This is a genomic window from Nonomuraea salmonea (assembly GCF_042428605.1).
GTDB lineage: Bacteria > Actinomycetota > Actinomycetes > Streptosporangiales > Streptosporangiaceae > Nonomuraea > Nonomuraea salmonea.
The window spans coordinates 144,641-171,261 of the sequence record NZ_JBHMCF010000012.1; the positions used below are offsets into that span (position 1 = coordinate 144,641).

At 71.3% G+C, this 26,621-nt stretch carries 26 protein-coding genes; 11 read left to right on the plus strand and 15 right to left on the minus strand.

Translation table 11 applies throughout. The annotated features are described in order from the left end of the window. Positions 1–43 precede the first annotated feature (43 nt). The 6 genes from ACFFR3_RS17120 to ACFFR3_RS17145 all read right to left on the minus strand — a co-directional run bounded on the left by ACFFR3_RS17120 (position 44) and on the right by ACFFR3_RS17145 (position 7,594). The gene (locus ACFFR3_RS17120; RefSeq protein ID WP_379483420.1) at positions 44–3,469 is read right to left on the minus strand and encodes a TcpE family conjugal transfer membrane protein; all 3,426 of its coding nucleotides are present in this window, start codon (positions 3,467–3,469) and stop codon (positions 44–46) included. 55 nt (positions 3,470–3,524) lie between these two features. Continuing rightward, a complete protein-coding gene (locus ACFFR3_RS17125) occupies positions 3,525–3,776 on the minus strand; it encodes a hypothetical protein (RefSeq protein WP_345409394.1) in 252 nt (83 codons plus the stop codon). Between the two features lie 75 nt (positions 3,777–3,851). Then, a complete protein-coding gene (locus ACFFR3_RS17130; protein WP_379483421.1) occupies positions 3,852–4,862 on the minus strand; it encodes a conjugal transfer protein in 1,011 nt (336 codons plus the stop codon). A gap of 351 nt (positions 4,863–5,213) precedes the next feature. Continuing rightward, positions 5,214–5,513: a hypothetical protein gene (locus ACFFR3_RS17135; protein WP_345390029.1), complete on the minus strand. Its 300-nt coding sequence runs from the start codon at positions 5,511–5,513 to the stop codon at positions 5,214–5,216. A 199-nt stretch (positions 5,514–5,712) separates the two neighbouring features. Continuing rightward, on the minus strand, positions 5,713–6,789 hold the full coding sequence (ychF, locus tag ACFFR3_RS17140; protein ID WP_345390032.1) for a redox-regulated ATPase YchF: 1,077 nt from the start codon (positions 6,787–6,789) through the stop codon (positions 5,713–5,715). A 76-nt stretch (positions 6,790–6,865) separates the two neighbouring features. Further along, on the minus strand, positions 6,866–7,594 hold the full coding sequence (locus ACFFR3_RS17145) for a hypothetical protein (RefSeq protein WP_379483422.1): 729 nt from the start codon (positions 7,592–7,594) through the stop codon (positions 6,866–6,868). Between the two features lie 96 nt (positions 7,595–7,690). On the opposite strand from ACFFR3_RS17145, the gene ACFFR3_RS17150 reads away from it, so the two are divergent. Both ACFFR3_RS17150 and ACFFR3_RS17155 read left to right on the plus strand, forming a co-directional pair. After that, complete coding sequence (locus ACFFR3_RS17150; RefSeq protein WP_379483423.1) at positions 7,691–8,947, plus strand: DNA recombination protein RmuC; 1,257 nt, start codon at positions 7,691–7,693, stop codon at positions 8,945–8,947. Positions 8,948–8,962: 15 nt separating this feature from the next. After that, positions 8,963–9,472, plus strand: a complete 510-nt coding sequence (locus tag ACFFR3_RS17155) for a DUF6542 domain-containing protein (protein ID WP_364371480.1) — start codon at positions 8,963–8,965, stop codon at positions 9,470–9,472. On the opposite strand, the gene ACFFR3_RS17160 is transcribed toward ACFFR3_RS17155, so the two are convergent. Further along, entirely contained in the window at positions 9,469–10,434 is a 966-nt protein-coding gene (locus ACFFR3_RS17160) for a 4-hydroxy-3-methylbut-2-enyl diphosphate reductase (RefSeq protein WP_364371483.1), read from the minus strand. The two genes, ACFFR3_RS17155 and ACFFR3_RS17160, sit on opposite strands and share 4 nt — an antisense overlap. A 102-nt stretch (positions 10,435–10,536) precedes the next feature. Between ACFFR3_RS17160 and ACFFR3_RS17165 the strand changes: the two genes are divergently transcribed. Both ACFFR3_RS17165 and xseA read left to right on the plus strand, forming a co-directional pair. Next, complete coding sequence (locus ACFFR3_RS17165; RefSeq protein WP_379483424.1) at positions 10,537–11,451, plus strand: DUF8129 domain-containing protein; 915 nt, start codon at positions 10,537–10,539, stop codon at positions 11,449–11,451. A gap of 29 nt (positions 11,452–11,480) precedes the next feature. Beyond that, the gene (gene xseA / locus ACFFR3_RS17170) at positions 11,481–12,689 is read left to right on the plus strand and encodes an exodeoxyribonuclease VII large subunit (RefSeq protein ID WP_364371489.1); all 1,209 of its coding nucleotides are present in this window, start codon (positions 11,481–11,483) and stop codon (positions 12,687–12,689) included. 2 nt (positions 12,690–12,691) lie between these two features. On the opposite strand, the gene ACFFR3_RS17175 is transcribed toward xseA, so the two are convergent. After that, positions 12,692–13,291 carry a TetR/AcrR family transcriptional regulator gene (locus ACFFR3_RS17175; RefSeq protein WP_379483425.1) on the minus strand — a complete coding sequence of 200 codons (600 nt, stop codon included), beginning with the start codon at positions 13,289–13,291 and terminating at the stop codon, positions 12,692–12,694. Positions 13,292–13,385: 94 nt separating this feature from the next. Between ACFFR3_RS17175 and ACFFR3_RS17180 the strand changes: the two genes are divergently transcribed. After that, complete coding sequence (locus ACFFR3_RS17180; protein ID WP_364371495.1) at positions 13,386–13,796, plus strand: nitroreductase family deazaflavin-dependent oxidoreductase; 411 nt, start codon at positions 13,386–13,388, stop codon at positions 13,794–13,796. 256 nt (positions 13,797–14,052) lie between these two features. Here ACFFR3_RS17180 and ACFFR3_RS17185 read toward each other — a convergent pair whose 3' ends face one another. From ACFFR3_RS17185 to ACFFR3_RS17195, 3 genes are read right to left on the minus strand one after another with little or no spacing between them, the layout of a single operon-like run. Beyond that, positions 14,053–14,301, minus strand: a complete 249-nt coding sequence (locus tag ACFFR3_RS17185) for an exodeoxyribonuclease VII small subunit (protein WP_364371498.1) — start codon at positions 14,299–14,301, stop codon at positions 14,053–14,055. A gap of 32 nt (positions 14,302–14,333) precedes the next feature. Continuing rightward, entirely contained in the window at positions 14,334–14,864 is a 531-nt protein-coding gene (locus ACFFR3_RS17190) for a DUF4245 domain-containing protein (RefSeq protein ID WP_364371501.1), read from the minus strand. A gap of 11 nt (positions 14,865–14,875) precedes the next feature. Further along, positions 14,876–15,529 (minus strand): TetR/AcrR family transcriptional regulator, encoded by a 654-nt coding sequence (locus ACFFR3_RS17195; protein ID WP_379483426.1) that lies wholly within the window; start codon positions 15,527–15,529, stop codon positions 14,876–14,878. A gap of 171 nt (positions 15,530–15,700) precedes the next feature. On the opposite strand from ACFFR3_RS17195, the gene glpX reads away from it, so the two are divergent. Then, positions 15,701–16,735 (plus strand): class II fructose-bisphosphatase, encoded by a 1,035-nt coding sequence (gene glpX / locus ACFFR3_RS17200; RefSeq protein ID WP_345390048.1) that lies wholly within the window; start codon positions 15,701–15,703, stop codon positions 16,733–16,735. 15 nt (positions 16,736–16,750) lie between these two features. On the opposite strand, the gene ACFFR3_RS17205 is transcribed toward glpX, so the two are convergent. After that, positions 16,751–17,404 carry a DUF1707 SHOCT-like domain-containing protein gene (locus ACFFR3_RS17205; RefSeq protein WP_345390051.1) on the minus strand — a complete coding sequence of 218 codons (654 nt, stop codon included), beginning with the start codon at positions 17,402–17,404 and terminating at the stop codon, positions 16,751–16,753. Between the two features lie 164 nt (positions 17,405–17,568). Between ACFFR3_RS17205 and ACFFR3_RS17210 the strand changes: the two genes are divergently transcribed. Beyond that, positions 17,569–18,234: a DUF998 domain-containing protein gene (locus ACFFR3_RS17210; RefSeq protein WP_345390054.1), complete on the plus strand. Its 666-nt coding sequence runs from the start codon at positions 17,569–17,571 to the stop codon at positions 18,232–18,234. An 87-nt stretch (positions 18,235–18,321) separates the two neighbouring features. Next, entirely contained in the window at positions 18,322–19,482 is a 1,161-nt protein-coding gene (locus ACFFR3_RS17215; RefSeq protein ID WP_345390057.1) for an MFS transporter, read from the plus strand. Positions 19,483–19,541: 59 nt separating this feature from the next. On the opposite strand, the gene ACFFR3_RS17220 is transcribed toward ACFFR3_RS17215, so the two are convergent. Beyond that, the gene (locus ACFFR3_RS17220) at positions 19,542–20,480 is read right to left on the minus strand and encodes a Gfo/Idh/MocA family protein (protein ID WP_345390060.1); all 939 of its coding nucleotides are present in this window, start codon (positions 20,478–20,480) and stop codon (positions 19,542–19,544) included. Positions 20,481–20,514: 34 nt separating this feature from the next. Beyond that, the gene (gene pdxR / locus ACFFR3_RS17225; RefSeq protein ID WP_345390064.1) at positions 20,515–21,924 is read right to left on the minus strand and encodes a MocR-like pyridoxine biosynthesis transcription factor PdxR; all 1,410 of its coding nucleotides are present in this window, start codon (positions 21,922–21,924) and stop codon (positions 20,515–20,517) included. Positions 21,925–21,992: 68 nt separating this feature from the next. Between pdxR and ACFFR3_RS17230 the strand changes: the two genes are divergently transcribed. Further along, positions 21,993–22,874 carry a DMT family transporter gene (locus tag ACFFR3_RS17230; RefSeq protein ID WP_345390067.1) on the plus strand — a complete coding sequence of 294 codons (882 nt, stop codon included), beginning with the start codon at positions 21,993–21,995 and terminating at the stop codon, positions 22,872–22,874. 59 nt (positions 22,875–22,933) lie between these two features. Beyond that, complete coding sequence (locus tag ACFFR3_RS17235) at positions 22,934–24,586, plus strand: fumarate hydratase (protein WP_379483427.1); 1,653 nt, start codon at positions 22,934–22,936, stop codon at positions 24,584–24,586. A 69-nt stretch (positions 24,587–24,655) separates the two neighbouring features. Here ACFFR3_RS17235 and ACFFR3_RS17240 read toward each other — a convergent pair whose 3' ends face one another. Further along, positions 24,656–24,844, minus strand: a complete 189-nt coding sequence (locus ACFFR3_RS17240; protein ID WP_345390070.1) for a DUF5999 family protein — start codon at positions 24,842–24,844, stop codon at positions 24,656–24,658. Between the two features lie 636 nt (positions 24,845–25,480). Here ACFFR3_RS17240 and ACFFR3_RS17245 point away from each other — a divergent pair. Further along, a complete protein-coding gene (locus tag ACFFR3_RS17245) occupies positions 25,481–26,617 on the plus strand; it encodes a serine/threonine-protein kinase (RefSeq protein WP_364371517.1) in 1,137 nt (378 codons plus the stop codon). The last annotated feature ends 4 nt before the right edge of the window (positions 26,618–26,621 follow it).

The following is a 26,621-nucleotide window of genomic DNA, read 5'->3' on the forward strand; positions in this document are numbered from 1 at the left end:
CCCCCTCGGCGCATGAACGGGCCAGACCTGCTCGCTTGTTCACTTATCGCTCACCGATTCTCGTGCCCGGGGGGTCACTCGCCAACTCCTCTTCGCTCGGTCGTACGGTCTGCGCCGCGAAGCCCGCGACCACCACACCGGCGAGGGCGAGGTAGGCCCGCCGCCCGGCCGCGCGCAACTGCCCGGGATCGACCACCTCCGCGCCGCCAGGCGCCAGGTCGTCCTCCCAGGGGACCCTGACGATGGCCCGGCACCTGCCCCTGGCCACCGACTCCGCCTGCTCGACGTCGGCCATCGAACGCCTGCTGACGCCGTTGACCACCATCACCGCCCGCCTGCGCAGCTCCGCGCAGCCGTGCCCGTCGAGCCACTCGTACGTCATCGCCACCGCTTCCGGCGCCTCCTCGCTCGCCGGCACCACCAGGACGAGCTGGTCCGCGTACGGCAGCAACCTGGCCGCCAGCGCGGCGGCCGGGTCGATGACGGCCAGCTTGTAGTGGCGGTCGAGCAGGCGCATGGATTCGCCGATCCGGCGGTCGGAGAAGAAGGACCGGTCCGCGAGCCGCTGCTCGGCGCCCGCGTCGGTGTCCGCGCTGATCACCTCGAGGCCCGAGGCGGTCCGCGTGGTGTATCCCCGCATCGTGAGGTAGCCGCTGACCCGGTCGAGACCCGACAGCAACGACGTCAGGGTCTCGGGGGTCTCCGGCTCGATCTTGCTGGTCAGGGTGCCGCCGCCGGTGCTCGCATCGACCGCCACCACCCTGTCGTCCCTGTACTGCGCGAAGGTGTGCCCCAGCATCAGCGCCGTCGTGCTCTGCCCCGCCCCACCGGTGCACCCCAGCACGACGACCCTGCGGCTGCCGCCGAACACCGCGCGGGCCCGCGCCTCGTCCAGCTCCGACCCGTCGGTACGCACCCCGCCACCGCCGACGACGACCTGAGCGATCCGCCGCCATCCGCCGGAGTCGCGTCCCACGACGGACTCGACCCTCCGCACCCGGCCTTCACCACGAGGCCCCGGCACCGGCACGTCGGCCGCCCGCCGCCCGGCCTCATTGTCGTCAGGCTCGGTCACATCCCACCGAGGCAACCGCGCCGCCATCTCCCGCCCCGGCCGCGACGAACCCGCCGCCCGCCCGGACCGCTCATCGGCACCCGCACGCCCCGCCGCACCCGAACGCCCGCCAGCGGCCTCCCGGCCCGCCGCACCCGAACGCCCGCCGGCGGCCTCTCGGCCCGGCGCCTCGCTCGGACGCGCGGCGGCGGCCTCCTTGCGCTCCCGGCGCTCCCGGCCGAGCGGAATGACCTGCCCCTCAGCCGCCTCCGGCGCACCGGCAACGGTCGGACTCCCGGCAGCCGCCTCAAGCCCGGCCGCCGAGCGCGACCGCTCACGACCCTGCTCACGCTCACCCGCAACCGTCGGCGTCTCACCTCCGGCGGCCGAGCCCTCGGTGCTCCTCGGCTCAGCGCTCGCCTGTGGGGTCTCGTTCTCATCGACCGCCTCAGCGCTGGACGCAGCGGCCGGGCGCTGATCGGTGGGGGCACCTTCCGCGGCCTGCTCGATCACCGGCGCGGCCGGGCGCTCGTCCGCGTCGCCCGTGGCCGACCTCGGCTCGGCGTCGTTGCCGGTGTCCTCACCGCTCGCCTGGACGGTGTCCTGGGCCGGGGCTTCCCCGCCCGCGGTCGCGAGCTCGCCGGGCTCGGTGGCGGGCATCTTGGGGAGCGGGCGCAGGTCGTCGTTCGCGTGCGGCTCGGCGGCCGGACCTGAGGCGGGCACCGGCGTCCCCGCCTCCGGCGCGGACGCCGTGGCCGATGGCTCCGGCGCCGCAGCTTCCCTCTCGTCTGCCGGGGCACTCGTGCCGTCGGTCCGGGACGGAGTGGGGCCGGCCGGAAGGTCGTGGCCGGCCTGGACTTCGCGACCGGTCTCCGGGGCTTGGGCGGGGTGCTCGGTGCGGTCCTCGGTGCGGCCCTCGGTGCGGTCCTCGGTGCGGCCCTTTGCCTGCTCGTCGTCCTTGCGGGGTGCGGGGCGCGGGGTGGGCTTGGTGTTCGGGTTGAGCGGGGGCCAGACGCGGTGGGTGCCCGACAGCAGCAGACCGGGGGCGAGCCGGGGTGGCTGGCCCTTTCTGTGCTGGTCGCGGGCGATCTCGTCCTCGTGCCGTGCGTCCTCCGGAGATCCGCCGCCCTCGACGTGCGAGGCCGCCTCGGCCCGTGCGTCGGCCTGTGCGTCGGCCCGTGTGTCGGCTCGGCCCGCCATCTCGGCCGGCGCGTCGGCGCTGGCCGCCAGCTTGCGCAGCCGCCGCAGCGCCTCGGTGTCGATCGGCTTGCCCGCCACGCCGCTCACCACACCATCGGCGCCATGCCCATCGGCGCCATGCCCATCGGCGCCATGCCCATCGGCGCCATGCCCATCGGCGCCATGCCCATCGGCCTCTTGACCGTCCGCGGTGCGGTCCGCCCCACGCGGCGCGGGGCTCTCCGAAGCGGCGGGCTCGTCGGCCGTGAGGTCGGGGGCGGCGGGGTCCAAAGGCTCGTCGGCGGGGGTGCGGCGGCGGATGTCAGAACCCCCGCCCCACACGTCACCCCCGCCCCGCAGGTCACTTCCGCCCCACACCTCACCCCCGCCCCGCAGGTCACCGCCACCCCGCAGGTCACCCCCGCCCCGCGAGTCACCCCCGTCTCGTGCGTCACCCCCGTCTCGTATGTCCGGGTGGAGGACGATGCGGTCGGTGGAGGCGCGGCGGGCGGTGCCGATGACCTCGTCCATGAGGGGCACAGGTTCCTGGCTGCGCCCAGAGCCGCCTGAGAGGCCCTCCTCGCGCCGTACGCCCCCGCCCGGGGCGCCGGTGCCCGCCGGCAGGGCCGGAGCCTTGAGAGCGGGCGCTGTACCCCTGCGGGACCCCCACCCCGTACGCCCGGCCGCCGGCTCGGCGACGGGCGCCTGTGAGGCGGCGGCCGCCGCGGCGGCGACGGCGGGACGGACCTGCCGCGGCCCGGTGAGCTGACCCTCGCGGCGCCGCTGCGTCCTGCGTTCCTTGCGCGGCGCCTTGGCCGCCTTGGCCGCCTTGCCCGCCCGCGTGGCCTTGGTGGCCTTGACCCGCGCGGGCGCGGCCCGCCAGACCCGGCCGGAGAAGGCGACGACCTCGGGCTCGGACGAGGGCGCGAGGCGGTACCAGGCCTTGGGCTGCCCGAGGTAGCGCAGCTGGGACTCCAGCAGCTCGGTGAGCCGCTTGCCCTCGATGACGGGCCGGGTGGACAGCCACGTGACGATGCCGGGCGGCACCAGGAACAGCACGTGCCAGGGCATCTCCACCGGCACGCCGACCAGGACCAGCAGGAGGGACCACGGGACGAACACCCCGACGAACACGCCGATCCAGACGATGGGCAGCGGCATGGGCAGCCGTAGGTCGTACAGCTTGTAGAGCCGCTTCTCGATACGCCAGATGTTCGTATACGTGGGCAGGTCCAACGCGGTCCTCCTCTCCACCCGCTCGTACATGACCGCGGGAAAGCGGTCTCAACCCTTACTTGATGCCCAGTGCGCCCGCGATCGCCCTCGCCGTCACCTCGATGATGTTGGGAACGTAGAAGATCACTCCGATGGCCACGGCCAAGATCAGGAACTGTACGAAACGGGTGATCTCCCGCGTGAAGAGGAAGAACAGCGCCACCACGGAGACGACGACGAGGAACAGCGGGGCGAAGAACGCCCGCAGGAAGTTGGCGAGCCCCCCGGTGTCGATGCCCGTGGGAGTCGGCGTGGGCGTCATCTCCATCAAGGTGAGCAATATGGTCTTCAAGGTCACTTCTTGTCCTCCCGGGGGGTACCGTTCAGCAGCGCGGCCGTGCGTCTATCCAACGGACCGGCCGCCGCCGCGGATGTCGGCGACGAACCATTTGTCGCCCTGCTTCTCGACGGTCAGCCGGTAGGCCTGCTCGAGCGTGCCCCCGACCACGGCCGGGTCGGTGGCATCGGGAGATGGTGATGGGGCATCGCTCTGCACGGCCCACACCACGACCGCCTGGATCTCTCTTGTGGCACCCCCCACAGGCACCACGACTTCCTTGAGCTGCGAGAAGGTGAACGTGCCGCCGAAGCTCGGCAGGCTCTTGCCGGCGGCGACGTAGCGCTGCAGCCCGGCGGAGTCGCCAGAAGCGTATTCCTTGAAGAAGCCTTCGAGCTGCGGCTTCAGCTCCGCCGCCGCGGCGTCGTCCGTCTCTGGCGCGGCGACCTGGGGCAGGTCGGCGGGAGCCGGCGCGGGCAGGATGGCGGGGCGGCCCGAGACCACGAAGCGCCCGGCGTCGTCGCCGGAGAAGTAGACGGGCACGGTGAGGATCATGCGCTTGGGCCCCGACTGGAAGGCCACGCTGACCACGGCGTTCTGGGCGTCGGTGACCTCGACGTCGTACGGCTGGATCGCGACGGCGGCCAGCTTGCCGTAGCCGTCCCAGCCCATCTGCTGGTCCATGCCGGCCGCGAGGAATGCGGCGAGCTTGCCCGACCTGCTCGCCGCGTCTTCCGGGCTGAAATTGAGATAGACCCCGGCGAACTGGGCGGCGAATGCCATGCCGCGCTCGGTCGGGAATCCATGGTCGGCCTGCACGGCGCCATTGGGCGTCGCAGGCTCTTGCTGGGTAAACCGCTCAAATGGGGCACGAATCCCATTCACCACGATAACCACAATAAGCGCCCAGAGAATGACGCGGCCGGTCCATACCAGCCAGCGCCCGCCGCCACCCGACCAGCCGCCACGCCGCGGCCGGCGCGGCGGCGGCGCGTCGAAGTCAGCCGTGTCAAGGGTTGCGGAAAGCCCGGGGCCGTCAGCGATCCGAGGATCGTGGACGGTAGACCTACGAGCCATCACGCCTCCGCTCGCGCCGATCCCCCCGGCTGGCGCGGTGTCGTCCGTTGCCGATCCCCATCATCCGCGGTGAAGTAGCCACCCTATCCGGTCTCCGCCATTGTTCCAGGAAAGCCACGCCCATGCTGCGGCATGACCGTCCGCACGGCAAACCGGGCCCGTATGACAGGCCGCAGTGCCGATTCCTGTCAGTTCCCGGCAGAAACAGCTTTTGACCAGGCCAGACGCCTAAAATCGGGTAGCGCGGCGGCCACGGATTCCTGTCCAAAACAGGCATGAACTGTCCCGACCTGCGGAATCGGCATGGCTCGCGCGCCGGAGGTCACGGCCGGGCAGCATGGAAACCTGTGCTCAGGCGGGCTCTGGGTCCTGGTGCGCGCGCGCCTGGCGCCTGCTGTGGAGGTCGACGACGGTCGGGCGCACCGACCGCTCGAGCGAGTGGCGCAGATCGGCCAGCATCTCGGCGGGCTCGCGCTCGCGCATGCGCGTGGCCATCTCGTTGCGCTCGTCCACCTTCCTGCGGAGGTACTCCTCGCGGTTGACGCGCAGGCCGTACATCAGCTCGACCCTGATGAGGGCGAGCTCCTCCTCCAGGCTGATGCCGGTGAGGGTGGGTGCCGGGCGTCGTTTCCGGATGATGCGACGGATCATGAGGGCCTCCCGAGTCAGCGTGAACGCCGTGACGATTCGACGCGCGGGGGCCCAGAATGGTTGACGCATCAGTTGTCCCGGCGGCAAGCGATGGACGGCCGCCGGGAATGAGCACGCCAGACGGGCTGCACCGCCGTCCGCCGCCGGTAACCTACCGCAAGCGAAGATCACCGAGCGTGATTGGCGGGCGGCGGGGCGCTCAGACGTTGAAGCGGAACTCCACGACGTCGCCGTCGCGCATGACGTAGTCCTTGCCCTCGATCCTGGCCTTGCCGGCCGAGCGGGCGCTGGCGATGGAGCCGGCCTCCACCAGGTCGTCGAACGAGACGACCTCGGCCTTGATGAAGCCGCGCTGGAAGTCGGTGTGGATCACGCCGGCCGCCTCCGGCGCGGTGGCGCCCCTGCGGATCGTCCAGGCCCTGGTCTCCTTCGGGCCGGCCGTCAGGTAGGTCTGCAGGCCGAGCGTCTCGAAGCCGACCCTGGCGAGCTGGCGCAGCCCCGACTCCTCCTGGCCGACCGACTGCAGCAGCTCCAGCGCCTCCTCCTCGTCGAGCTCGACCAGCTCGGACTCGATCTTGGCGTCGAGGAACACCGCCTCGGCGGGCGCGACCAGCGTGGACAGCTGCTCCCTCAGCGCGGTGTCGGTCAGCTCGTCGGCGTCGAGGTTGAAGACGTACAGGAACGGCTTGGCGGTGAGCAGGTGGAGCTCGCGCAGCTCGTCGCGGTCGAGACCGCTCTCGAAGATGGTCTTGCCGGTCTCCAGGACGGCCAGCGCGGCCTCCGCGGCCTCCAGCGCGGCCTTCTTGTCCTTGTTGTTGCGCGCCTCCTTCTGCAGGCGCGGCACGGCCTTCTCCACCGTCTGCAGGTCGGCCATGATCAGCTCGGTGTTGATGGTCTCGATGTCGCGCTTGGGAGAGATCTCACCGTCGACGTGGGTCACGTCGGGGTCGCTGAAGACCCGGATGACCTGGCAGATCGCGTCGGTGTCGCGGATGTTGGCGAGGAACTGGTTGCCCCGGCCCTGGCCCTCGGACGCGCCCTTGACCAGGCCCGCGATGTCGACGAACTCGACCTTGGCGGGCAGGATGCGGGCCGAGCCGAAGATCTCGGCCAGCACGGGCAGCCGGTCGTCGGGCACGCCGACGATGCCGACGTTGGGCTCGATGGTGGCGAACGGGTAGTTGGCCGCGAGCGCGTTGCCGGTCTTGGTCAGCGCGTTGAACAGCGTGGACTTGCCGACGTTGGGCAAACCGACGATGCCGATGGACAGACTCATCGGAGCGGCTCCGTCTCTCGCGGAAGTCTCTGACTGCTGGTTGTCGCCTCGCTGCGCTCGTTCACGGTCAGCGAGTTTACTGGCTGGCGACGTACAGACAGGTAACCGGACGATAGCCGCCCTCGGCGCGGAGGTAGCGGCGCGCGCGCTCCGGGCAGTCATCGGGCGAGGACGTGAACGCGAGCACCTTCGCCCAGGCGTGCGGCGCGTCGCACGGCACGCGGGTGAGGGCGGACCTGGCGGTCACGTTCGCGGGCGGCTCGGCCACGCAGGCGCCCTCGTCGAGCACCTGACCGCCCCGGCCGAGGCAGAGGACCTGGGCGCCGGCCTGGAGGGTGTCGAGGGTGCCGTCAGGGCAGGTCTCGGGGGCGGGGGCGAGCGCGAGTGCGCGGCCGTACCAGCCGGAGCCCGCGCAGGGGTGCTCGCGGCCGTCCAGCGAGACGCAGTCGCCGGGCCTGAGCAGGCCGCCGCCCCCGCCGGGCGCGCCCGGGTGCGGATCGAGGAAGTTGCGTACGCACGCCGTCCTGCCCTCGCCCACCCGCAGCACGTCGTCGGTATCCACCGGGCACTCGCCCGGCCCGGGCGGGTCGGAGGCCAGCGCCACCACCTCGGACCGGCCGCCGTTGCACGCGGTGAGCGCGTAGTCGGCCGTCACGCACGCGCCGGGCGACCAGCGCAGCACCGGACGCGGCGGGCCGGTCTCGCGCACGCCCGTCTGCGAGCCCGCGACGACGGCCCCGGCCAGCGCGATCAGCGTGAGCGCCAGGGCGCCGCAGGCGGCGGCCACCTTCGGGAGCGTGTTCATCCCTGTACTCTGCGTGACCGTCGATGGACCGCACAAGCGGAACGCCCAAGCGTGTCGGGAAGAAGCGCGGCCCCAAGTTTTGCCATCATCGCTGGAGTGGACGTCGTCTCGCTTGTCATCGGTCTGGCCGTCGGGTTGCTCGTCGGGTTCCTCGTCGCGCGGACGCGGGCGGCGGTGCGGGTCGCCGAGGCCGACGCCAGGGCGAAGGCGTCCGCCGAGAAGCTCGTCTACGTCGAGGAGCAGCTCGCCGAGCGGTTCCAGGCGCTGTCCACGCGGGCGCTCGACGTCAACAACATCCGCTTCCTTGAGCTCGCCGAGACGCGCCTCGCCGCCACCCGCGCCGAGGCCGCGGGCGATCTCGACCAGCGAAGGCAGGCCGTCGAGCACCTGGTCGAGCCGCTGAAGGACGCGCTCGCCCGCGTCGAGGAGCAGCTGCGCGACACCGAGACGGGCCAGAAGGTGGCACGGGCCGAGCTGGCCAAGCAGATGGAGTTCGTCCGGCAGAGCAACGAGCAGCTGCGCTCGCAGACGACCGCGCTGGTCAGGGCGCTGCAGCGGCCCGAGGCGCGGGGGCGGTGGGGCGAGCTGCAGCTGCGCAGGGTCGCCGAGATCGCCGGGATGCAGCGCTTCTGCGACTTCGACGAGCAGGTCACCGAGGGCTCCATGCGGCCCGACATGGTCGTCAGGCTCGCCGGCGGCAAGAACATCGTGGTCGACTCCAAGGTGTCGCTGGCGGCCTATCTGGAGGCGGCCGAGGCGGCCGACGAGTCGCTCGCGTCCGTCCGGCTCGACGCCCACGCCAGGCACGTACGCGAGCACATCGACCGGCTGGCGGCCAAGGCGTACTGGCAGGGGTTCAACCCGTCGCCGGAGTTCGTGGTGCTGTTCATCCCCGGGGAGGCGTTCCTCGCGCCGGCGCTCGAACGCGACCCAGGGCTGCTGGAGTACGCGATGACCCGCCGGGTGCACATCGCCACCCCGACCACGCTGATCACCATGCTGCGCACCGCGCACTACGCCTGGCAGCAGGCGGCGCTCAGCGAGAACGCGCGCACGGTGTTCGAATTGGGCAAGGAGCTGTACGAGCGGCTGTCGTCACTGGGCAGGAACGTCGAGTCGCTCGGCCGGGCGCTGACGCGGACCGTGGAGGCGTACAACAAGTCGGTCGGATCTCTCGAAAGCCGCGTCCTGGTCACCGCGCGCAAACTTAACGATCTGGGCGTGGTCGAGGGCGAACTCGACGCCCCGGAGATGCTCGAAGGGCTGCCCAGGCCTTTGGCCTCCCCCGAACTGCTCGAAACCTCATCTCTGATAACCCACGCGAACGGTAAGTTGGCCAACGGGTCGCAGTAAATGGGGGTGGGCCACGTGGGTGAGAAGGGCAGGCGTTCTGCCGTCAGGCTGACGGCTCGCGGTGCCATCGCGCTCGCCCTGGTCGCCACTCTGGCGGGCTATGTGCTCGCCGCCCTGCTCGACGTCGAACACGTCGTGGGGGCCGCGTTCGTGCTCGCCAGCGCGCTCGGCGTGCTGCTGGTCAACCGGCGCGAGCTGCTGTCGCTGGTGGTGACGCCGCCGCTGGTGTTCTTCTGCGCCACGCTGTTCGTCGAGCTCGGGCGGGCGTTCGGGTCGGTGTCGATCGTGCAGTCGCTGGCGCTCGGCCTCTACACGTCGATGACGCGCGGCGCGCCCTGGCTGTTCGCCGGCTCGGCCATCGTGCTCGGCGTGGCCTGGCGGCGCGGCCTGCGCGACAACGTGCGCGAGCTGCGCGAAGAACTGAAGGCGGGCGCGGAGGCCGCGCGCCCGCGTCAGTCGTTCGTGCCCGAGCCCGAGGGGTACTTCGAGCCCAAGGTGTACGGCACCCCGCGCGGCGAGGACTAAGAGACCCGCAGGTCCTTGCGCAGCTCGTGGGGCAGCGCGAAGCGCATGCTCTCCTGCACCGGCTCGACCTCGGTCACGTCGCCGAACCCGTGGCCGGCCAGCCGCGCGAGCACCTCCTGCACCAGCTCGTCCGGCACCGACGCGCCGCTCGTGACGCCCACCGTGGTGACGCCGTCGAGCCACTCGTCGCGGATGAAGTCGGCGTTGTCGACGAGGTACGACGCCTGCGCGCCGTAGTCCTTCGCCACCTCCACCAGCCGCTTGGAGTTGGAGGAGTTGTCGGAGCCGACGACGATGACCAGCTCGGCCTCGGCCGCGATCTCCTTCACCGCGACCTGCCGGTTCTGGGTCGCGTAGCAGATGTCGTCGCTCGGCGGGTCGAGCAGGTTGGGGAAGCGCTGCTTGAGCCGCGAGACGGTCTCGGTGGTCTCGTCGACCGACAGCGTGGTCTGCGACAGCCACACCAGCTTGCTCGGGTCCTTCACCTCGACCTGGTCGACCGCGTCGAGGCCGTCGATGAGCCTGATGTGCTCGGGCGCCTCACCCGAGGTGCCCTCGACCTCCTCGTGGCCCTCGTGGCCGATCAGCAGGATCTCGTAGTCGTCCTTGGCGAACCGCTTGGCCTCGTTGTGCACCTTCGTCACCAGCGGGCAGGTGGCGTCGATCGTGCGCAGGTTGCGCTGCCTGGCCTCCTCGTGCACCGCGGGCGAGACGCCGTGGGCCGAGAAGACCACGATCTGGCCCTCCGGCACCTCCTCGGTCTCGTCGACGAAGATGGCGCCCCTGGCCTCAAGGGTCTTCACCACGTGCGTGTTGTGGACGATCTGCTTGCGGACGTAGACCGGCGCGCCGTACTGCTCCAGCGCCTTCTCGACCGCGACGACGGCTCGATCGACTCCGGCGCAGTAGCCCCGTGGCTTGGCTACGAGGACTCGGCGGGAAGTGGGGGTCTGGGGCTCCATACTTCTTATGCTACGTGGAGCGGCCAATCGGCCTGCGCGTGCGGTGCCCGCCCGCGGTGCGCCAGACTGGCCGTCCAAAACTGACCTCCCAGGGAGACGTACATGTCCTTCAGCGACGTGCTACGCAACATCGCTAAAACCGTCACCAACAAGGACGAGCTCAAGGAGAAGGCCAAGGACCTGCCGCTGCTCGTCGTCCAGACCACCTTGAGCGCCGCCGGGCAGGCGCTGCTGCTCGTCGATCGCATGAAGAACTCGATCAAGGGGAAGGGCGGCAAGGAGGAGCGCGAGGAGGAGGAGGAGGAGGAGTACGACTCCCGTCCCTCCGCCGCCGAGCAGGTCGCCGCCAAGCCCGCCGAGACCGAGGACGACGACAAGCCGGCCCGCAAGGAGCCGGTCATCTTCGCGCCGCGGCCCGAGCCGAACGGCGTCGCCAAGACCAAGCCCGACCCGGTCATCTTCGCCCCCGCCAAGACCGACGAGCCCAAGCCCGAGGCCGCCGCCGCTGAGGCTGCTCCGGAGCCCGCTGCTCCGGTGGTCGCCCCTGCCGCGCCCAAGGCCGTGGCCGAGCCCGCCGTCGAGAAGCCGGTCGCAGAGAAGCCCGCCGTCGAGGAGCGGGTCGCAGAGAAGCCCGCCGTCGAGGAGCCGGTCGCAGAGAAGCCGGCCAAGACCTCCAAGACCTCCAAGACCTCCAAGGCCGCCAAGCCGAAGGCGACCGAGTCGAAGGCCGCTGAGCCGGTCGCGGCGCCCGAGCCCGCAGCGGCGACCGAGGAGCCCGCGCCGGCGCCCGAGCCCGCCGCCGCTCCCGAGCCGGCCGCCTCCCCCGCCAAGGTGGACATGACCGAGCCGCTGCCTGGCTACGGGCAGCTCACCGTCGCGTCCCTGCGCGCCAGGATGCGCGGCAAGACGGCCGAGCAGATCGGCGACTACCTGGCGTACGAGAAGGCGACGACGGCGCGCCCCGAGGTCATCAAGATGTTCGAGAACCGCCTCGCCAAGCTCCAGGCCGCGGAGTAACCCCCACAGGACCCCGTAGTCTTCCCAGCATGACCTCGAAGACCTCGCCCGAGTCTCCCCTGCCGATCCGCACGGTCCTGCAGATGGTGGGCGGCTGGATCGGCAAACTCGGCACGGTGTGGGTCGAGGGCGAGATCACCGACCTGAGCGCGCGCGGCGGCACGGTGTTCCTGACCCTGCGCGACCCGATCGCCAACGTGTCCGCCAGGGTCACCGCGCCGCGCGGCGTCTACGAGGCCACGGTGCCGCGGCCGGCCAACGGCTCGCGGGTGGTGCTGCACGTCAAGCCCGACTTCTGGGTCAACAGGGGCTCGTTCGCCTTCACCGCGCTGGAGATGCGCCCCGTCGGGGTGGGCGAGATGCTGGTCAGGCTGGAGCGGCTGCGGCAGTTGCTGGCCGCCGAGGGCCTGTTCAACGCCGACAGGAAGCGGCGGCTGCCGTTCCTGCCCGGCACGATCGGGCTGATCTGCGGGCGCGAGTCGGCGGCCGAGCGCGACGTGCTGGAGAACTCCCGGCGGCGCTGGCCGGCGGTGACGTTCAAGGTCGAGGAAGTCGCCGTGCAGGGGCCGTACGCGGTGGGCGAGGTGACCGAGGCGCTGCGCAAGCTCGACGCCGACTCCTCGGTCGAGGTCATCGTGATCGCCCGGGGCGGCGGCTCGCTCGAGGATCTGCTGCCGTTCTCCGACGAGACGCTGGTACGCGCCGTCTCCGCCTGCCGCACCCCCGTGGTCAGCGCGATCGGCCACGAGCAGGACAGCCCGCTGCTCGACCTGGTGGCCGACGTACGCGCATCGACGCCCACCGACGCCGCCAAGAAGGTGGTGCCTGACGTGGGCGAGCAGCTGTCGCTGGTGCGCCAGCTGCGCGACCGTGGCCGCCGGGTGATGAGCGGCTGGCTCGATCGCGAGATGTCCTGGCTGACCTCCGTACGCTCCCGGCCGTCGCTCGCCGATCCCGTACGCGAGCTGGAGCGCCGCGCCGAGCAGGCGGAGGCGCTGCGCGACCGGGCCAGGCGGTCGTTGTCGAGCTCGCTCGACCGGGCCGCCGACGACCTGGCCCATCTGCGGGCCCGGCTGGTCTCCCTGTCCCCCGCCGCGACGCTCGAACGCGGCTACGCGATCGTCCAGCACCCGTCGGGCGACGTCGTCCGCCTGGCCAAGGACGTCGCGCCCGGCTCCCGCCTGACGATCCGGCTGAGCGACGACCGCCTGAACGTCCGCGCGGAGGAAGACGGCTGACCTCAGCGCATGACCGACTCGGCCAGCAGGGTCAGTCCCGCCTTGATGTCGTCGACGGTCATGCCCCGTTCGTGGCGCTGGTAGGCGATCAGGCAGGCGTTGGCGGGGGCGAGCAGCGCGTCGGCCAGGTAGGCCGTGGGCGTGCCCGGCCGCACCTGGGTCAGCAGCGCGGCCAGGTGGACGTGGTGCAGCCCGTACGGGCCCATCCCGATGTTCGCCTTGCGGCTGCGCTCCAGCAGCACGTACAGGTCCTCCTGGGCCACGATGCGGTCCACGAGCGCGTGCAGGAAGGCGATCACCCGCTCGTCGGGCGGCGCACCGGGGCCCAGCGGTGGCGGGCCGGCGAGGAACGCCTCCTGGAAGCGTCGCTCGTGCTCGTCCAGCAGGGCCATGAGCAGTCCCGTACGATCGCCGAAACGCCGGTAGACCGTGCCCACGCCGACCCCCGCGGCGCGGGCCACCTCGTCGAGCGACAGGCCGTCGGTGCCGTGCTCGATGATCATCCTGGCCGCCACGTCGAGGATCTTGCGCCGGTTGCGTACGGCGTCGGCTCGCTCCGGCTGCGGCTGGCCGATGACGGGCAGAAGGCGACGTTCCCACACGGGGTCGAGCATACCGATGACAAGCGGAGAGAATTCCGGTTAGGCTGCCTCAAGCGGAGAATTCTCCGATTAGTGGGACGAGGAGCCGAGAATCGTGAACGACTTCAACGCGAAGGTCATCGAGGAGTTCCGGGCCAACGAGGGCCGGGTCGGTGGCATGTTCGAGGGCCAGCCGCTGCTGCTGCTCACCACCAAGGGCGCCAAGAGCGGCAGGGACGTCACCACGCCCGTGGTGTATCTGGCGGACGGCGACCGCTACGTCGTCATCGCCTCCAACGGCGGCGCCGACAACAACCCCGCCTGGTACCACAACCTCCGCGCCACCCCGGAGGCCACCATCGAGGTGGGCAAGGAGACCTTCGTGACCAAGGCGGACTTCGTGGGCGACGAGGAACGCGACCGCCTCTACGCCCGCATGGTGGAGCAGGCCCCGGGCTTCGCCGAGTACGAAAAGAAGACCACCCGCCGCATCCCGGTCATAGCCCTCACCCGCACCGCCGCCTGAAAACGGAGGCTCGGACGAGAGGCCCGGCACCGGGCCCGCAGCCGAAGGCCAGGGGCCAAGGGCCAAGGGCCCGAGGGCCATGGGTGGGGGCAGGGGGCCAGGGGCCCCGACGGCCATAGGCGGGGCCAAGGGCCAAGGGGCCCGACGGCCATTGGCGGGGCCAGCGGCCGTTGGCCGGAAACCCGGAGCCGGAAACCCGGAGCCGGAAGGCGGGCGAGGGGCCGGAGGCCGAGGCCAGTGGCTCGGGAGTCGGGGGTCAGAAGGGGGTGTCGTCGGATGTGCTGGGGTCGGTGCGGCGGGCCATGGCGGCGGCGAGTTTGACGCGGGCGCCCTGCAGCCACTCCTCGCAGACGGCCGCCAGCTTCTCCCCCCGCTCCCACAGCTCGATCGACTGCTCCAGCGTCAGCCCGCCGGTCTCCAGCCGCCGCACCACCTCGGTGAGCTCTTCGCGGGCCTGCTCGTAGGAGAGTGTCTTCTCGCCCGCGGGCGCCTTCTCGTCTGCCACGCCGTCCAGCCTAGACGCGCCGGCGCCCGTGCTCAGCCTTTCGGCCGCTGCTGGAGGCGGCCGGCGAGGTCGGCGAGTTCGGGCCAGTCGGCGGTGCCGGTGACGACGAGCGTGACGTCGGGCAGGACGCGGACGAGCGAGCGCTGGTTCTTGTCCTCGCGGAAGCGCTGCTCCCAGGCGACGCCGCCGATCTGCTGGGTGCCGACGGCCTTGTCGCTGTTGGCCATGCGGCTGGCGAACCCGGCGGCGGGCTGCTCGTCGCTCTGCGCGAACATCGCGTGCTCGCGCTTGGCGGTGGCGTAGCCGAGGTAGAGGACCTTCGCGCCGTTCTCGCCGTCGGCGATCCTGTTGCTGTTGGGGACCCACCCGGGCGGGTCCTGCTGCGGCGCCCACACACCGTACGGCACGCCGTGGCCGAAGTTGGCGACGGTGATGGAGTAGTCGAGCCGCGGAATGTGCTCATCGCGGCTTTGCGGGGTGACCAGCAGGAACAGCCCGGCCCCCGCGAGGCAGACGAAGAGGGCTACCGCGTAGCCGTAGAGACCTTGGGTGAACCGTCGCACACTTGGCGAGGTTACCCGTTGGAGCGGCCGGTCGCAGAAGCGGCCGGGCGGATGCCGCCGATGATGGCGAGAACGTCCTCGGCCAGGGCCCGGTTGTCGGTGAGGACGATCTCGGAGACGGCCGCGGCGAGCGCGCCGGTGATCACCACGACGAGGGCGCGGTCGTCCTCGAAGAGCGCGGCGTTGCGCTGCGCCCACGTACGGAGCCGGTCGCGCATGATGACGTCGAACCCGGGCGGCCCGTCACCGCGCAGGAACAGCGCGGCCAGCTCGCGTTCCTCAAGGCACCCGTCGAGGTACGCGCGCGCGGCACGCACGAACACCCCCATGGGGTCGCTCTCACCGGCGGCGCGGGCCGCGCGGGCGGCCTCCTTGGTGCGCTGGGTCTGCCGGGCCTGGAACTCCTCCCACAGCGTGAGGTAGAGGTCGGCCTTGCCGGAGAAGTGGTGGTAGAGACTGCCGACGCTGGCCTCGGCCCGAGCGACCACGTCGGTCACGCCGGCCTCGGCGAACCCCTTGGAGACGAAGACCTCGCGGGCGGCGGCGAGCAGTGAGCTGCGGGTGGCCGCGCCGCGCTCGGACGTACGCGGCTGGGTGACGACGGCCCCGTCGCTGCTCGCGCCGACGGGGACGTCGCCGTCGACGTCGCTGTCCACTTCGCTCATCAGGGATCTCCTCCACGGCGGGGGCGCCACGCACCATGTTGGAGGCGCGATCCCCGGCGCGCACAGCGTATGGCACAAAATCCACGCACCATTTGCAGATTATCCCCCTCCGACCGGGAATAGACCGGCAACTACGATCGAGGGAGACGTCCCACGAGGAGGCCAGCCATCATGTCCGACCAGACTTCCGTGCCGCCGGCGCTCGCCACCAGCGAGCACGCCCCTGATCGCAACCTGGCACTGGAACTCGTCCGTGTCACGGAGGCGGCCGCGATGGCGGCGGCCCGGTGGGTCGGCCGCGGCGACAAGAACGGCGCGGACGGCGCCGCCGTCAACGCCATGCGCCAGCTCATCAGCACGGTCTCCATGAACGGCGTGGTCGTCATCGGCGAGGGCGAGAAGGACCACGCGCCGATGCTCTACAACGGCGAACAGGTGGGCGACGGCAGCGGCCCCGACTGCGACGTGGCGGTCGACCCGATCGACGGCACCCGGCTGACCGCGCTCGGCATGCCCGACGCGGTGTCGGTGATCGCGGTGAGCGAGCGCGGCTCGATGTACGACCCGTCGGCCGTCTTCTATATGGAGAAGCTGGTCACCGGCCCCGAGGCGGCGGACGTGGTGGACATCGAGGCCCCGGTCGCGGTCAACATCGACGCGGTGGCGAGGGCCAAGCACTGCTCGCCCTCCGACGTGACCGTGGTCGTGCTCGACCGGCCGCGCCACGAGCGGCTGGTCAAGGAGATCAGGGAGACGGGCGCGCGGATCAAGTTCATCACCGACGGCGACGTGGCCGGCGCGATCATGGCGGCCCGCCAGGGCACCGGCATCGACCTGATGCTGGGCATCGGCGGCACGCCCGAGGGCATCGTGGCGGCGTGCGCGCTCAAGTGCCTGGGCGGCGTCATCCAGGGCAAGCTGTGGCCGCGCGACGACGCCGAGCGCTCCCGCGCCGTGGACGCGGGCCACGACCTGAGCCAGGTGCTCACCACGAACGACCTGGTGAAGTCCGACGACGTGTTCTTCGCGGCGACGGGCATCACGCAGGGCGAGCTGATGCAGGGCGTACGGTTCCGCGCCGGCTCGGCGGTCACGCAGTCGCTGGTGATGCGCGGGCGGTCGGGCACGATCAGGAAGATCGAGAGCGAGCACCAGCTGTGGAAGCTACGGGCGTACAGCGCGATCAACTTCGACACCGCGGGCTGATCGTCAGGAGAGAGCTCAGCGGCGGCGCTTGCGGCGCGGCGGCTCCTTGACCTTGACCTCGCCCGCGAAGTTCGTGGTGCGCACCTCGACGACCGGCGCGCCCGGCTCGGTGGGCTGCTTGGTCAGGCGGACGGTCTTGTCCTTCGCCACCCTGATCACCTCGAGCCCCTCGGGCACGTGGATCTCCAGCCCGCCGAAGACGAGGGTGGCGTTGATGATGATCCGGCGGTTCTGCAGGATGGCGTCGCGGAAGTCGAGCTTGGTGGTGCCGAACATGGCGGTCACGGCCAGCTCGGCGGGCACCACCCAGCGCCCGCCGCGCTTCTCCTGCTTGAAGATCGCGGAGACGGGCCGTCCGTCGAGGTTGAGCGGCTGCTGGTCGGGCGGCAGCAGGTCGGTGGTGAGCTCGGCCAGTTCGCCGAGCGTGCGGGCTGAGTAGAGCACGCCGAGCCGCTCTTCGAGCTCGTCGAGCATGAGCCGGCCGTCGGCGTGGGCGTCCTGGAGCACCTGGGCGATGCGTTCGCGGTCGGCGTCGGAGGCGCGCAGCTCGTGCGGCTGCGGCACGTCGCCGCCCGATGGCTGCGGCCGGCGGGCGGAGACCCACTCCTCGGCCAGTCGCTCCCCGACTTCCTGCAGCTTCGGCAACCACGAGCCCGCGCGTTCGTTCACATCTCCGACGATATCCGGCGGTCGGCGGATTCGCTCGCCCTCGGTGGTGAGGTGTCCGAGGATCCCGGCGAACGGCGGCGTGCCGCGCGTGTCCCGTTTTCTCCGCCGATTACGCGGAATCCAGGCGTCCGTACGGCCGTTGATCCGCTTAAAGGGAGGCGTACGTGCATCGACCGGCGCGGTGGGGACTCGGCGCGGCAGGCGCCGGCATAGCGGTGATCATCGGCTTGGAGCTCTCCAGCCTGGACGAGATGGATCCGTTCCGCCGGACCATCAGCGAGCACGGGCTGGGGCCCGGCGGCTGGGTCTTCGGCCTCGGGGTGGGCTTATTGGCGGCGGGGTCGCTGGCCATCGGCGTGTCGCTGGCCAGGAAGAAGCTGGCCGGGGTGCTCGGCACGATCGCGCTGATGGGGTGGAGCCTGGGATTGTTCGTGACGGCCTGGTTCGAGAAGCACGACTGGTCGGTGGGGCCGAGCATGAGCGGCAGCATCCATCGGGTGGGCAGCTTCGTGGCCTTCCTCTGCCTGCCGCTGGCCGCGCTGCTGATCGCCAGGCCGTGGCACCGGCAGCGGTCGCGGGCGACCTTGGTGGCGTTCGGGTTCGGGGTGTGCTCGCTGCTGTGGGTGGCGGGCATCGGCACGATGATGGTCATCGCGTCCGCCGAGGGGCTGCCGTGGTATCGCGTCATGCCGTTGGGGCTGGTGGAGCGGGGTCTGGCCGTGACGGAGGTGGCGGCGCTGCTGGCGCTCGGGGTGTGGGCGGCGGCGGGGCGGATCGACGTACGGGAGCGGGAGCGGCCGGGCGGCGTGGCGGTGGAGACCTCGACGTAAACGTGCCGATCTCGTGCTGGTGGTGGGCCGGGGCAGCCGCTAACCTGACTCAGCCTCACGTTTGACTCCCCCCACCAGGAGGCCGCCGTGCCGTCCTCACGTGATCGCCAGGCCCGCGTCGCCACGTACGTCGTCTACGGCGTCCAGGGCCTGTCCTTCGCCTCGCTGCTCATCCAGGTCGCGAACCTGCAGTCCAAGCACGGCCTCGACGAGGGCAGCCTGACGTTGCTGCTGCTCATCGTGCCCGTGTTCGCGGGCGCGGGCAGCGTGGCGGCCGGAGCGTTCGCCGCCCGCCGGGGCAGCAGGCTGCTGCTGCGCGTCGCGCAGCCGGCCGTGGCCGCCGCCGTGGTGCTGGCCGGGCTCGCCCCGAACGTGCCGCTGCTGGTGCCGGTGCTGCTGCTGTTCGGAGTGGCCGTGGGCGCGGTGGACGCGGGCATGAACATGCAGGGCGTGGCGGTCGAGCGCCGGTACGGCATACAGGTGCTCAACGGCTTCCACTGCGTGTGGAGCGTGCTCAGCATGCTCGGCGCGCTGTGGGCGTCGGCGGCGGCCGACCTGCCGCTGCCGGTCGTCATGGGCGCGCCCATGGTGTTCGCGCTGGCCGGCTCGCTGTACGCGGGGCGGCACCTGTGCGGCCCCGCCGAGGAGAAGGTGGAGACACCCGCGGAGACGGTCGCCGGCCGCTTCCCCTGGCGGCCGATCATCCCGCTCTGCCTGGCCATGGGCTTCCTGTACGTCGGCGACGCGGCCGTCTCCAACTTCAACACCGTGTTCATGAAGGATGTGCTGGAGGCCGGCCCCCGGGTGATCCCGCTGGCCTACGTCGCCTACCAGGCGACCACGCTGGCCGTCCGCCTCGCCGGCGACCTGGCCGTGCGCCGCTACGGGCCCGCCGCCATCGTCAGGATCGGCGGGGTGATCGCCACGATCGGGTTCCTCGGCGTCGTGCTGGCGCCCAACCAGCCGCTCGGCATCGTCGCGTTCGGCCTGACCGGGGTGGGGCTGTCGGTGGTGGCGCCGCAGTCGTTCTCGGCGGCCGGGCGGCTCGACCCGGCGGGCACCGGCGTCGCCATCGCCCGGGTGAACCTCTTCAACTACGTCGGGTTCATCGTGGGCGCGGCGCTCGTGGGCGGGATCGCGGACGCCGTGGACATGCGGGTGGCGTTCGCCGCGCCGCTGGTGCTGGCGGCGGCGATCATCGCCCTGGCGCCCGGCTTCGAGCCCAAGCGCACCCCGGCCACCACCTGACGAGCCACGCCGCCCACCGCCCACCACCTGCCGTTTCGGCCGGCTGCGTCCCGGCCGCGTCAGCGGCGGACCTCCGCCACCTCCACCTGGCGGCCTTCGCGGAGCGAGAGGTCGGCGGCTTCGGCGACGTACAGGGCCTCCAGAGCGTCCTCGACCGAGCAGGGGCTGTGGTCGCCAGTGAGGAAGGCGTCGATCTCGGCGCGGTAGGCGGCCTCGAAGCGGGTGACGAAGTCGGGCCACGGCTCGGCGCCGCTCGCGGGCTGCTCGGCCGAGTGCAGCGGGGCGCGGGGGCCCAGCCCGACGGCCTGCGTGCGCCGGGTGCCGGCCAGCTCCATGCGCACGTCGTACCCGCCGCCGTTGTAGCGCGAGCCCTGCAGCGTGGCGAGCGTGCCGTCGTCGAGGGTGAGCAGCGCGGCGCTGTTGTCCACGTCGCCGGCCTCGGCGAAGAAGGCGGCGCCGCGGTTGGCGCCGCGCGCGTACACCGACGCCACCTCCCGGCCGGTGACCCAGCGCAGGATGTCGAAGTCGTGGATGTGGCAGTCGCGGAAGATCCCGCCCGACATCGGCAGGAAGTCGGCGGGCGGCGGCGCGGGGTCGGCCGTCACCATGTGGACGCGGTGCAGCTCCCCCAGCTCGCCGGCGCGCAGCGCCGCGGCGGCGGCCACGTAACCGGGGTCGAACCGCCGCTGGAACCCGATCTGCACCCGGTTGTCCCCGCGCGCCTCCAGCACCTTGACGGTCTCGGTGACCGTGCCCGCCACCGGTTTCTCGCAGAAGGCCGGGATGCCGCGCTCGCAGGCCGCGACGATCAGCTCGGCGTGGGTGCCGGTCGGCGTGGCGATGACGACGGCGTCCGCCTCGAAGGGGTCGCCCGGCCTGCCGTACGGGGATGTGCGCACGGGGTCGGCCACGATCAGCTCGTCCACCAGCGGGTGCGCGGCGAGGGTGGCGGCGTGGAAGGCGCCGATCCGGCCCAGACCCAGCAATCCCACCCGCATGACGCCTCCCTGCTTATGGGATCAGATTCTCGTTCTAGGCCCGCCTACCCTCTCCAGTCAAGATTTGTCCAGACATTCTGACCTTCAAGCCTCGTACGGCCTCCTCTGCCTTGTGCACGGGCAGCCGGGCGAACCCCATGACCACGGCCGGCGGCCCTGCGGACTCCCGCATCGGACCGACCGGCTCGACCGACAGGCCCAGCTCCTGGGCGGCCCGCACCGTACGCGGCTCGTCCCACCCGGCGGGCAGCTCCAGGTAGACGTGCAGCCCGGCCTCGATGCCGCGCACCCGTACGGCGGGCAGCTCCGCGGCCAGCGCGCCCACCAGCGCGTCACGACGGCGGCGATACTCCCTGCGCATCCGCCGCAGGTGCCGGTCGTAGCCGCCGGTCCGCAGGAAGTGCGCGAGCGCGTGCTGCTCGATGACCGGCGAGCCGAGGTCCAGCTCGCCACGCGCCCTGCGGATGCCCTCGGCCAGGTCGGGCGGCGCCGCCACCCAGCCGAGGCGCAGGCCGGGCGCGAGCGCCTTGCTCACGCTGCCGCACAGGATCACCCGGTCGGGCGCGAGCCCCTGCAGGCAGCCGACGGGGTCGCGGTCGAAGCGGAACTCGGCGTCGTAGTCGTCCTCGATGATCAGCCGGTGCCCCGCGTACGCCCACTCCATGAGCGCGGCCCTGCGCCGCGGCGAGAGCACCACCCCGGTCGGGAACTGGTGCGCCGGCGTCACCAGCGCCGCGTCACCGCCGATGCGCCGCACGTCGAGGCCCTCCTCGTCCACCGGCACCGGCACGACGTGCGCGCCCGCCCTCCTGAGCAGCGGCACCTGCCGGTGACTCGTCGGGTCCTCGACGGCCAGCCGCAGCGGGCGCTGGCCGGTGAGCACGTGCAGCGCCAGGCTCAGCCCCTGGGCGACGCCGCCCACGACGACGAGGTTCTCGGGGCGCACGTCGGCCGCCCTGACCCTCCTGAGGTAGCCGGCCAGCTCTTCCCGCAGCTCAGGCACGCCGCCGGGGTCCCCATAATCGAGGGCGTCCGAGGGTACGGTGGTCAGCACGTGCCTGACGGCCGCCAGCCAGCGTTCACGGGGGAAGTGGCTGAGGTCGGGGGAAGTGGGGCGATGGCCATGGTAGGAGACGGTGCTCGGCGTCCTGCGGCGCACCTGTTGCGGCTTGGGCGGCGGCGCGGCGCGCTGCCGGGTGTTCGCGGGCGTCACCTGTGTGCCGACGCCGACCCTGGAGACCAGGAAGCCCTCGGCCACCAGTTGCTCGTACGCCTCCACCACCACGCCCCTGGAGACCTGCAGGTCGGTGGCGAGGTCGCGGGTGGCGGGCAGGCGGGTGCCAGGCGCGAGCCGCCCGCCGCGGATGGACTCGCGCAGCTCCGACGCGATCTGCCCGGCGATGCCTCCCTTCCCGCGGTCTATCCGGATATGGAGGTCGGCCATATTGGTCCTGTCTTCCAGCGGCGAATTGGACTGTTTTCCCGAACCATTGTCTCCCTAGCATCCTTCGCATGATGAGAAACGGCATCCTGGGCGCCGCCGCGGCCATGTTCCTGGTGGGGACCCTGGCCGGAGTCGCGGGACTGATCGGCGCTTACCCCATATACGGCGGACAGGCCGTCAGGTATCTCGTCGCGGCGGTCGTTCTGCTCGTCATCACGCGGGTGCTCGGCCTGCGGTTCGTCAGGATGACCGGCCGCGAGGTGCTCTGCCTGGCCGGGCTCGCGCTGCTCGGGCTGATGTTCTTCAACGTCTGCGTCATCGAGTCCACCCGCGCCTCAGGCCCTGCCCTGGTCGGCACCGTGCTCGGCACCGTGCCGCTGGCGCTCGCGCTGGCCGGCGGCCGGCCGGCGCCCCGGCTGCTGCTCGGCGCCGCCGTCGTGGTGTCCGGCGCGACGCTGGCCACCGGGCTCGGCAGCGGCACCACGGAGAGCCTGCTGTGGGCGCTCGGGGCGCTCGTCGGCGAGATCAGCTTCTCGCTGCTGGCCATCCCGCTGCTGCCCAGGCTCGGGGCGATCAGGGTCTCGGCGTACTCGACGACGCTGGCCGTGCCCATGCTGGCGCTGGTCGGCTGGGTGAGCGAGGGCCCCGCGATGCTGCGGACGCCCACTCTGCCCGAGGCGCTCGGGCTCGGCTACCTCGCGATCGTGGTGACGGTGATCGCGTTCTTCCTGTGGTACCGCTCGCTGCCCAAGCTGGGCCCCGGCAGGGCCGGGCTGTTCGCCGGGCTCATCCCGGTGGCGGCGATCGTCACGGGCGCGGTGCTCGGCGTCGCCACGCCGACCGCGTACGACCTGGTCGGGGCCGGGCTGGTGATCATCGGCATCATGGTGGGCCTGACCGCGGCGCGCACCGGCGGCCCCGAGCCCGCCGTCCGGCCGTCGGAGGCCTGAGCCGGTCCCTGGTCCGCTTCAAGGGCGCGTAATCTCTTGGAGCGACCGAAAGGATGGACATGGGCGAGTTCGACTACACCGACCTGCTTCCGCTTGGAGCCGACGACACCGAATACCGGCTGATCACCTCGGAGGGGGTGCGGAAGGTCGAAGCGGCCGGGCGTACGTTCCTCGAAGTGTCGCCGGAGGCGCTGCGCCTGCTGACCGAGGCGGCCGTCCACGACATCTCCCACTTCCTGCGCGCCTCGCACCTCGCCCAGCTCAGGAAGATCGTCGATGACCCCGAGTCCAGCGGCAACGACCGCTTCGTCGCCCTCGACCTGCTGAAGAACGCCTCCATCTCGGCCGGCGGCGTGCTGCCGATGTGCCAGGACACCGGCACCGCCATCGTCATGGGCAAGCGCGGCCGCCACGTGCTGACCGACGGGCGCGACGCCGAGCACATCTCGCGCGGCGTGTACGACGCCTACACCAAGCTCAACCTGCGCTACTCCCAGATGGCCCCGATCACCATGTGGGAGGAGAAGAACACCGGCAGCAACCTGCCCGCCCAGGTCGAGCTCTACGCCGAGGACCCCCACGGGCACCCCGACGAGTACAAGCTGCTGTTCATGGCCAAGGGCGGCGGCTCGGCCAACAAGTCGTTCCTGTACCAGGAGACCAAGGCCGTGCTCAACGAGAAGCGCATGATGGCCTTCCTGGAGGAGAAGATCAGGTCGCTCGGCACGGCGGCCTGCCCGCCGTACCACCTGGCCGTCGTCGTGGGCGGCACCTCCGCCGAGTACGCGCTGAAGACCGCCAAGTACGCCAGCGCCCGCTACCTCGACTCCATCCCCACCGAGGGCTCGCCGTCCGGCCACGGGTTCCGTGACCTGGAGATGGAGGCCAAGGTCTTCGAGCTGACCCAGAAGCTGGGCATCGGCGCGCAGTTCGGCGGCAAATACTTCTGCCACGACGTCCGCGTGATCCGCCTGCCCCGCCACGGCGCGTCCTGCCCGGTGGCCATCGCGGTCTCCTGCTCGGCCGACCGCCAGGCGCTGGCCAAGATCACGCCGGAGGGCGTCTTCCTGGAGCGGCTGGAGACCGACCCGGCCCGCTTCCTGCCCGACACCACCGACGAGCACCTCTCCGACGACGTCGTACAGATCGACCTCAACCGGCCGATGCCCGAGATCCTGGCCGAGCTGTCGAAATACCCGGTCAAGACCCGCCTGTCGCTCACCGGCCCGCTGGTCGTGGCCCGCGACATCGCACACGCCAAGATCGCGGAGCTGCTCGACGACGGCGGCGAGATGCCGCAGTACCTCAAGGACCACGCGGTCTACTACGCCGGACCGGCCAAGACCCCCGAGGGCTACGCCTCCGGCTCGTTCGGCCCGACCACGGCCGGGCGCATGGACTCCTACGTCGAGCGCTTCCAGGCGGCCGGCGGCTCCATGGTGATGCTGGCCAAGGGCAACCGCTCGAAGCAGGTCACCGAGGCGTGCCAGAAGTACGGCGGCTTCTACCTCGGCTCGATCGGCGGCCCCGCGGCCCGGCTGGCGCAGGACTGCATCAAGAAGGTCGAAGTGCTGGAATATCCGGAGCTCGGCATGGAGGCGGTGTGGAAGATCGAGGTCGTCGACTTCCCCGCGTTCATCGTCGTGGACGACAAGGGTGAGGACTTCTTCACCGACAAGACGGGCCCCGTGCTGAGCATCGGCCGCCGCTGAGGCTCCTCATCGGACGGGTCACCGCCGCCGCTGGGGCTCCTGTGCCCTGGCGGCGCGGCGGTCAGGAGCTCAGGCGGCCAGCGGCGCGCGGTGCGGGGCCACGACGGTGCCGTCGGGCAGCAGCAGGCCGGTGTCGTCGAACAGCACGACGCCGTTGCAGAGCAGGCTCCACCCCTGGTCGGGGTGGGAGGCGATCACGTGCGACCGCTCACGGTCGGGAGAGTCGGCACTCGGGCAAACGGGGTAGTGACTGCACATCGCGCACCTCTCAGATGGCGCTCCTGGTAGCTGGTGGTCAGAAGGGCAGATGGCGCCCTGACGGAGTGCGGAGGTCGAGCGCCACCTTGACCGGCTTCCTCGGCCGGCGGCGCACCTGCGTCTGGCGCATCTCCCTCACATCCTTCGGCGGTCTGTCTTCGGTGGATGGGACTTCAGTCTGACGTCGGGGACCGACAGTTTCCGGTGAGTTCGCCGCGAGTTCGCCGGGCGCTTCGCCGGGTTTCTACGCCTTCACCGTGCCTCCGTCCTCTTACGGCACCCTTTCAACTCGCTGACGGCACCCCCGTGGTTCCTGTCAGCCAGCCTGCCGTACTACTGGTAGTCCCCTACCAGGCATCATGCACAACCAATCCGCCGAATGTTGTGCCGATCGGCACATACGGCGCATGACCTGCGAAAACGCTCTGCCACTCGGGGCAGGGGTTGCGACGAACCGCAGGTGATCGCGTACGCTGGGCTACCGGAGACGGGGCGCGAGCACCGCGAGCCCCCGGCGCACGCATGTGACCAGGGGGTTTGCTGACGTCACAAGTCATACGGGTTGACTTAAGTTCGCAACAATTAATCGGCCCTGCCTCTACTGGTCGGTTTACACAAATAGGTAAGCTGCCTGCCATGCGTGCGCCTTCCGGTTACCTCCTCGCCGCGCGCTATCGGCTTCTTGAGCCGGTTGGTCGTGGCGGCATGGGCACCGTTTGGCGGGCGCATGACGAGCTGCTCGACCGTGACGTGGCGGTCAAGGAGGTGCGGCTGCCCACCGTTCTCGACGAGGAGCTGCGCGCCGAGCTGTGCGCGCGCACCGAACGCGAGGGCCGGGCCACCGCGATGGTCGCGCACCCGTCCGTCATCACCGTCTTCGACGTCGTCACCGAGGACGACCGGCCGTGGATCGTGATGGAGCTGCTCCACGCGAGGTCCCTTGAGCAGCTCATCAAGGAAGAGGGACCGCTCCACCCCCGCAAAGTGGCCGAGATCGGCCGGCAGATCCTCGGCGCGCTGCGCGCCGTGCACGCGAAGGGCATCCTGCACCGCGACGTCAAGCCGAGCAACGTGCTGGTGACGGAGGACCGCGCGGTCCTGACCGACTTCGGCCTCGCCGCACTCGAAGGTGACGTCTCCATCACCCAGGCGGGCATCGTTCTGGGCTCCGCCGGATACATCGCTCCAGAGCGGGTGCTCGGCTCCAAGGCCAGCCCCGCCGGCGATCTGTGGTCGCTCGGCGCGACCCTCTACACCGCCGTCGAGGGCAGGGGCCTGAGCGGCAGGCGTACGGCCGCCGCCGCCCTGGCCGCGCTCACCAGCGGCGAGCCGATCCCCATGACCAAGGCGGGGCCGCTCGCGCCCGTGCTCGACGCGCTGCTCAGGATCGACCCCGCGACCAGGCTCGATTCCGTACGCGCCTCGCTCATGCTGGCCAGGGTGGCCGCGGGCGGCTCGGCGGAGGAGCCGCTGCCGCCGCGTAAAAGCGACGCCAAAAACGCAGGTAAAGCCACTGGCAGGCCCCCGGCGTCGAACCCACAGCCCTCTTTCGTACGCCGGCCCTCGCACCGGGGGATGCACAGGGCCGACCCGCCCGCCGCGCCGTTCACCGTGCCCTCGCCCAGACTCGAACGTAAATCCGGCGAAGGCGTCCACAGGAGGCGTGTCGAACAGCGGCCCACGCCGTCCGCTTATGCCCGATTCAAAGCGACGGTGATAAAGTTGTTCCTTCCTCGGCGGTTCTGGCCAAGAGAACTTCGCAAGCGAGGGTAAAGCA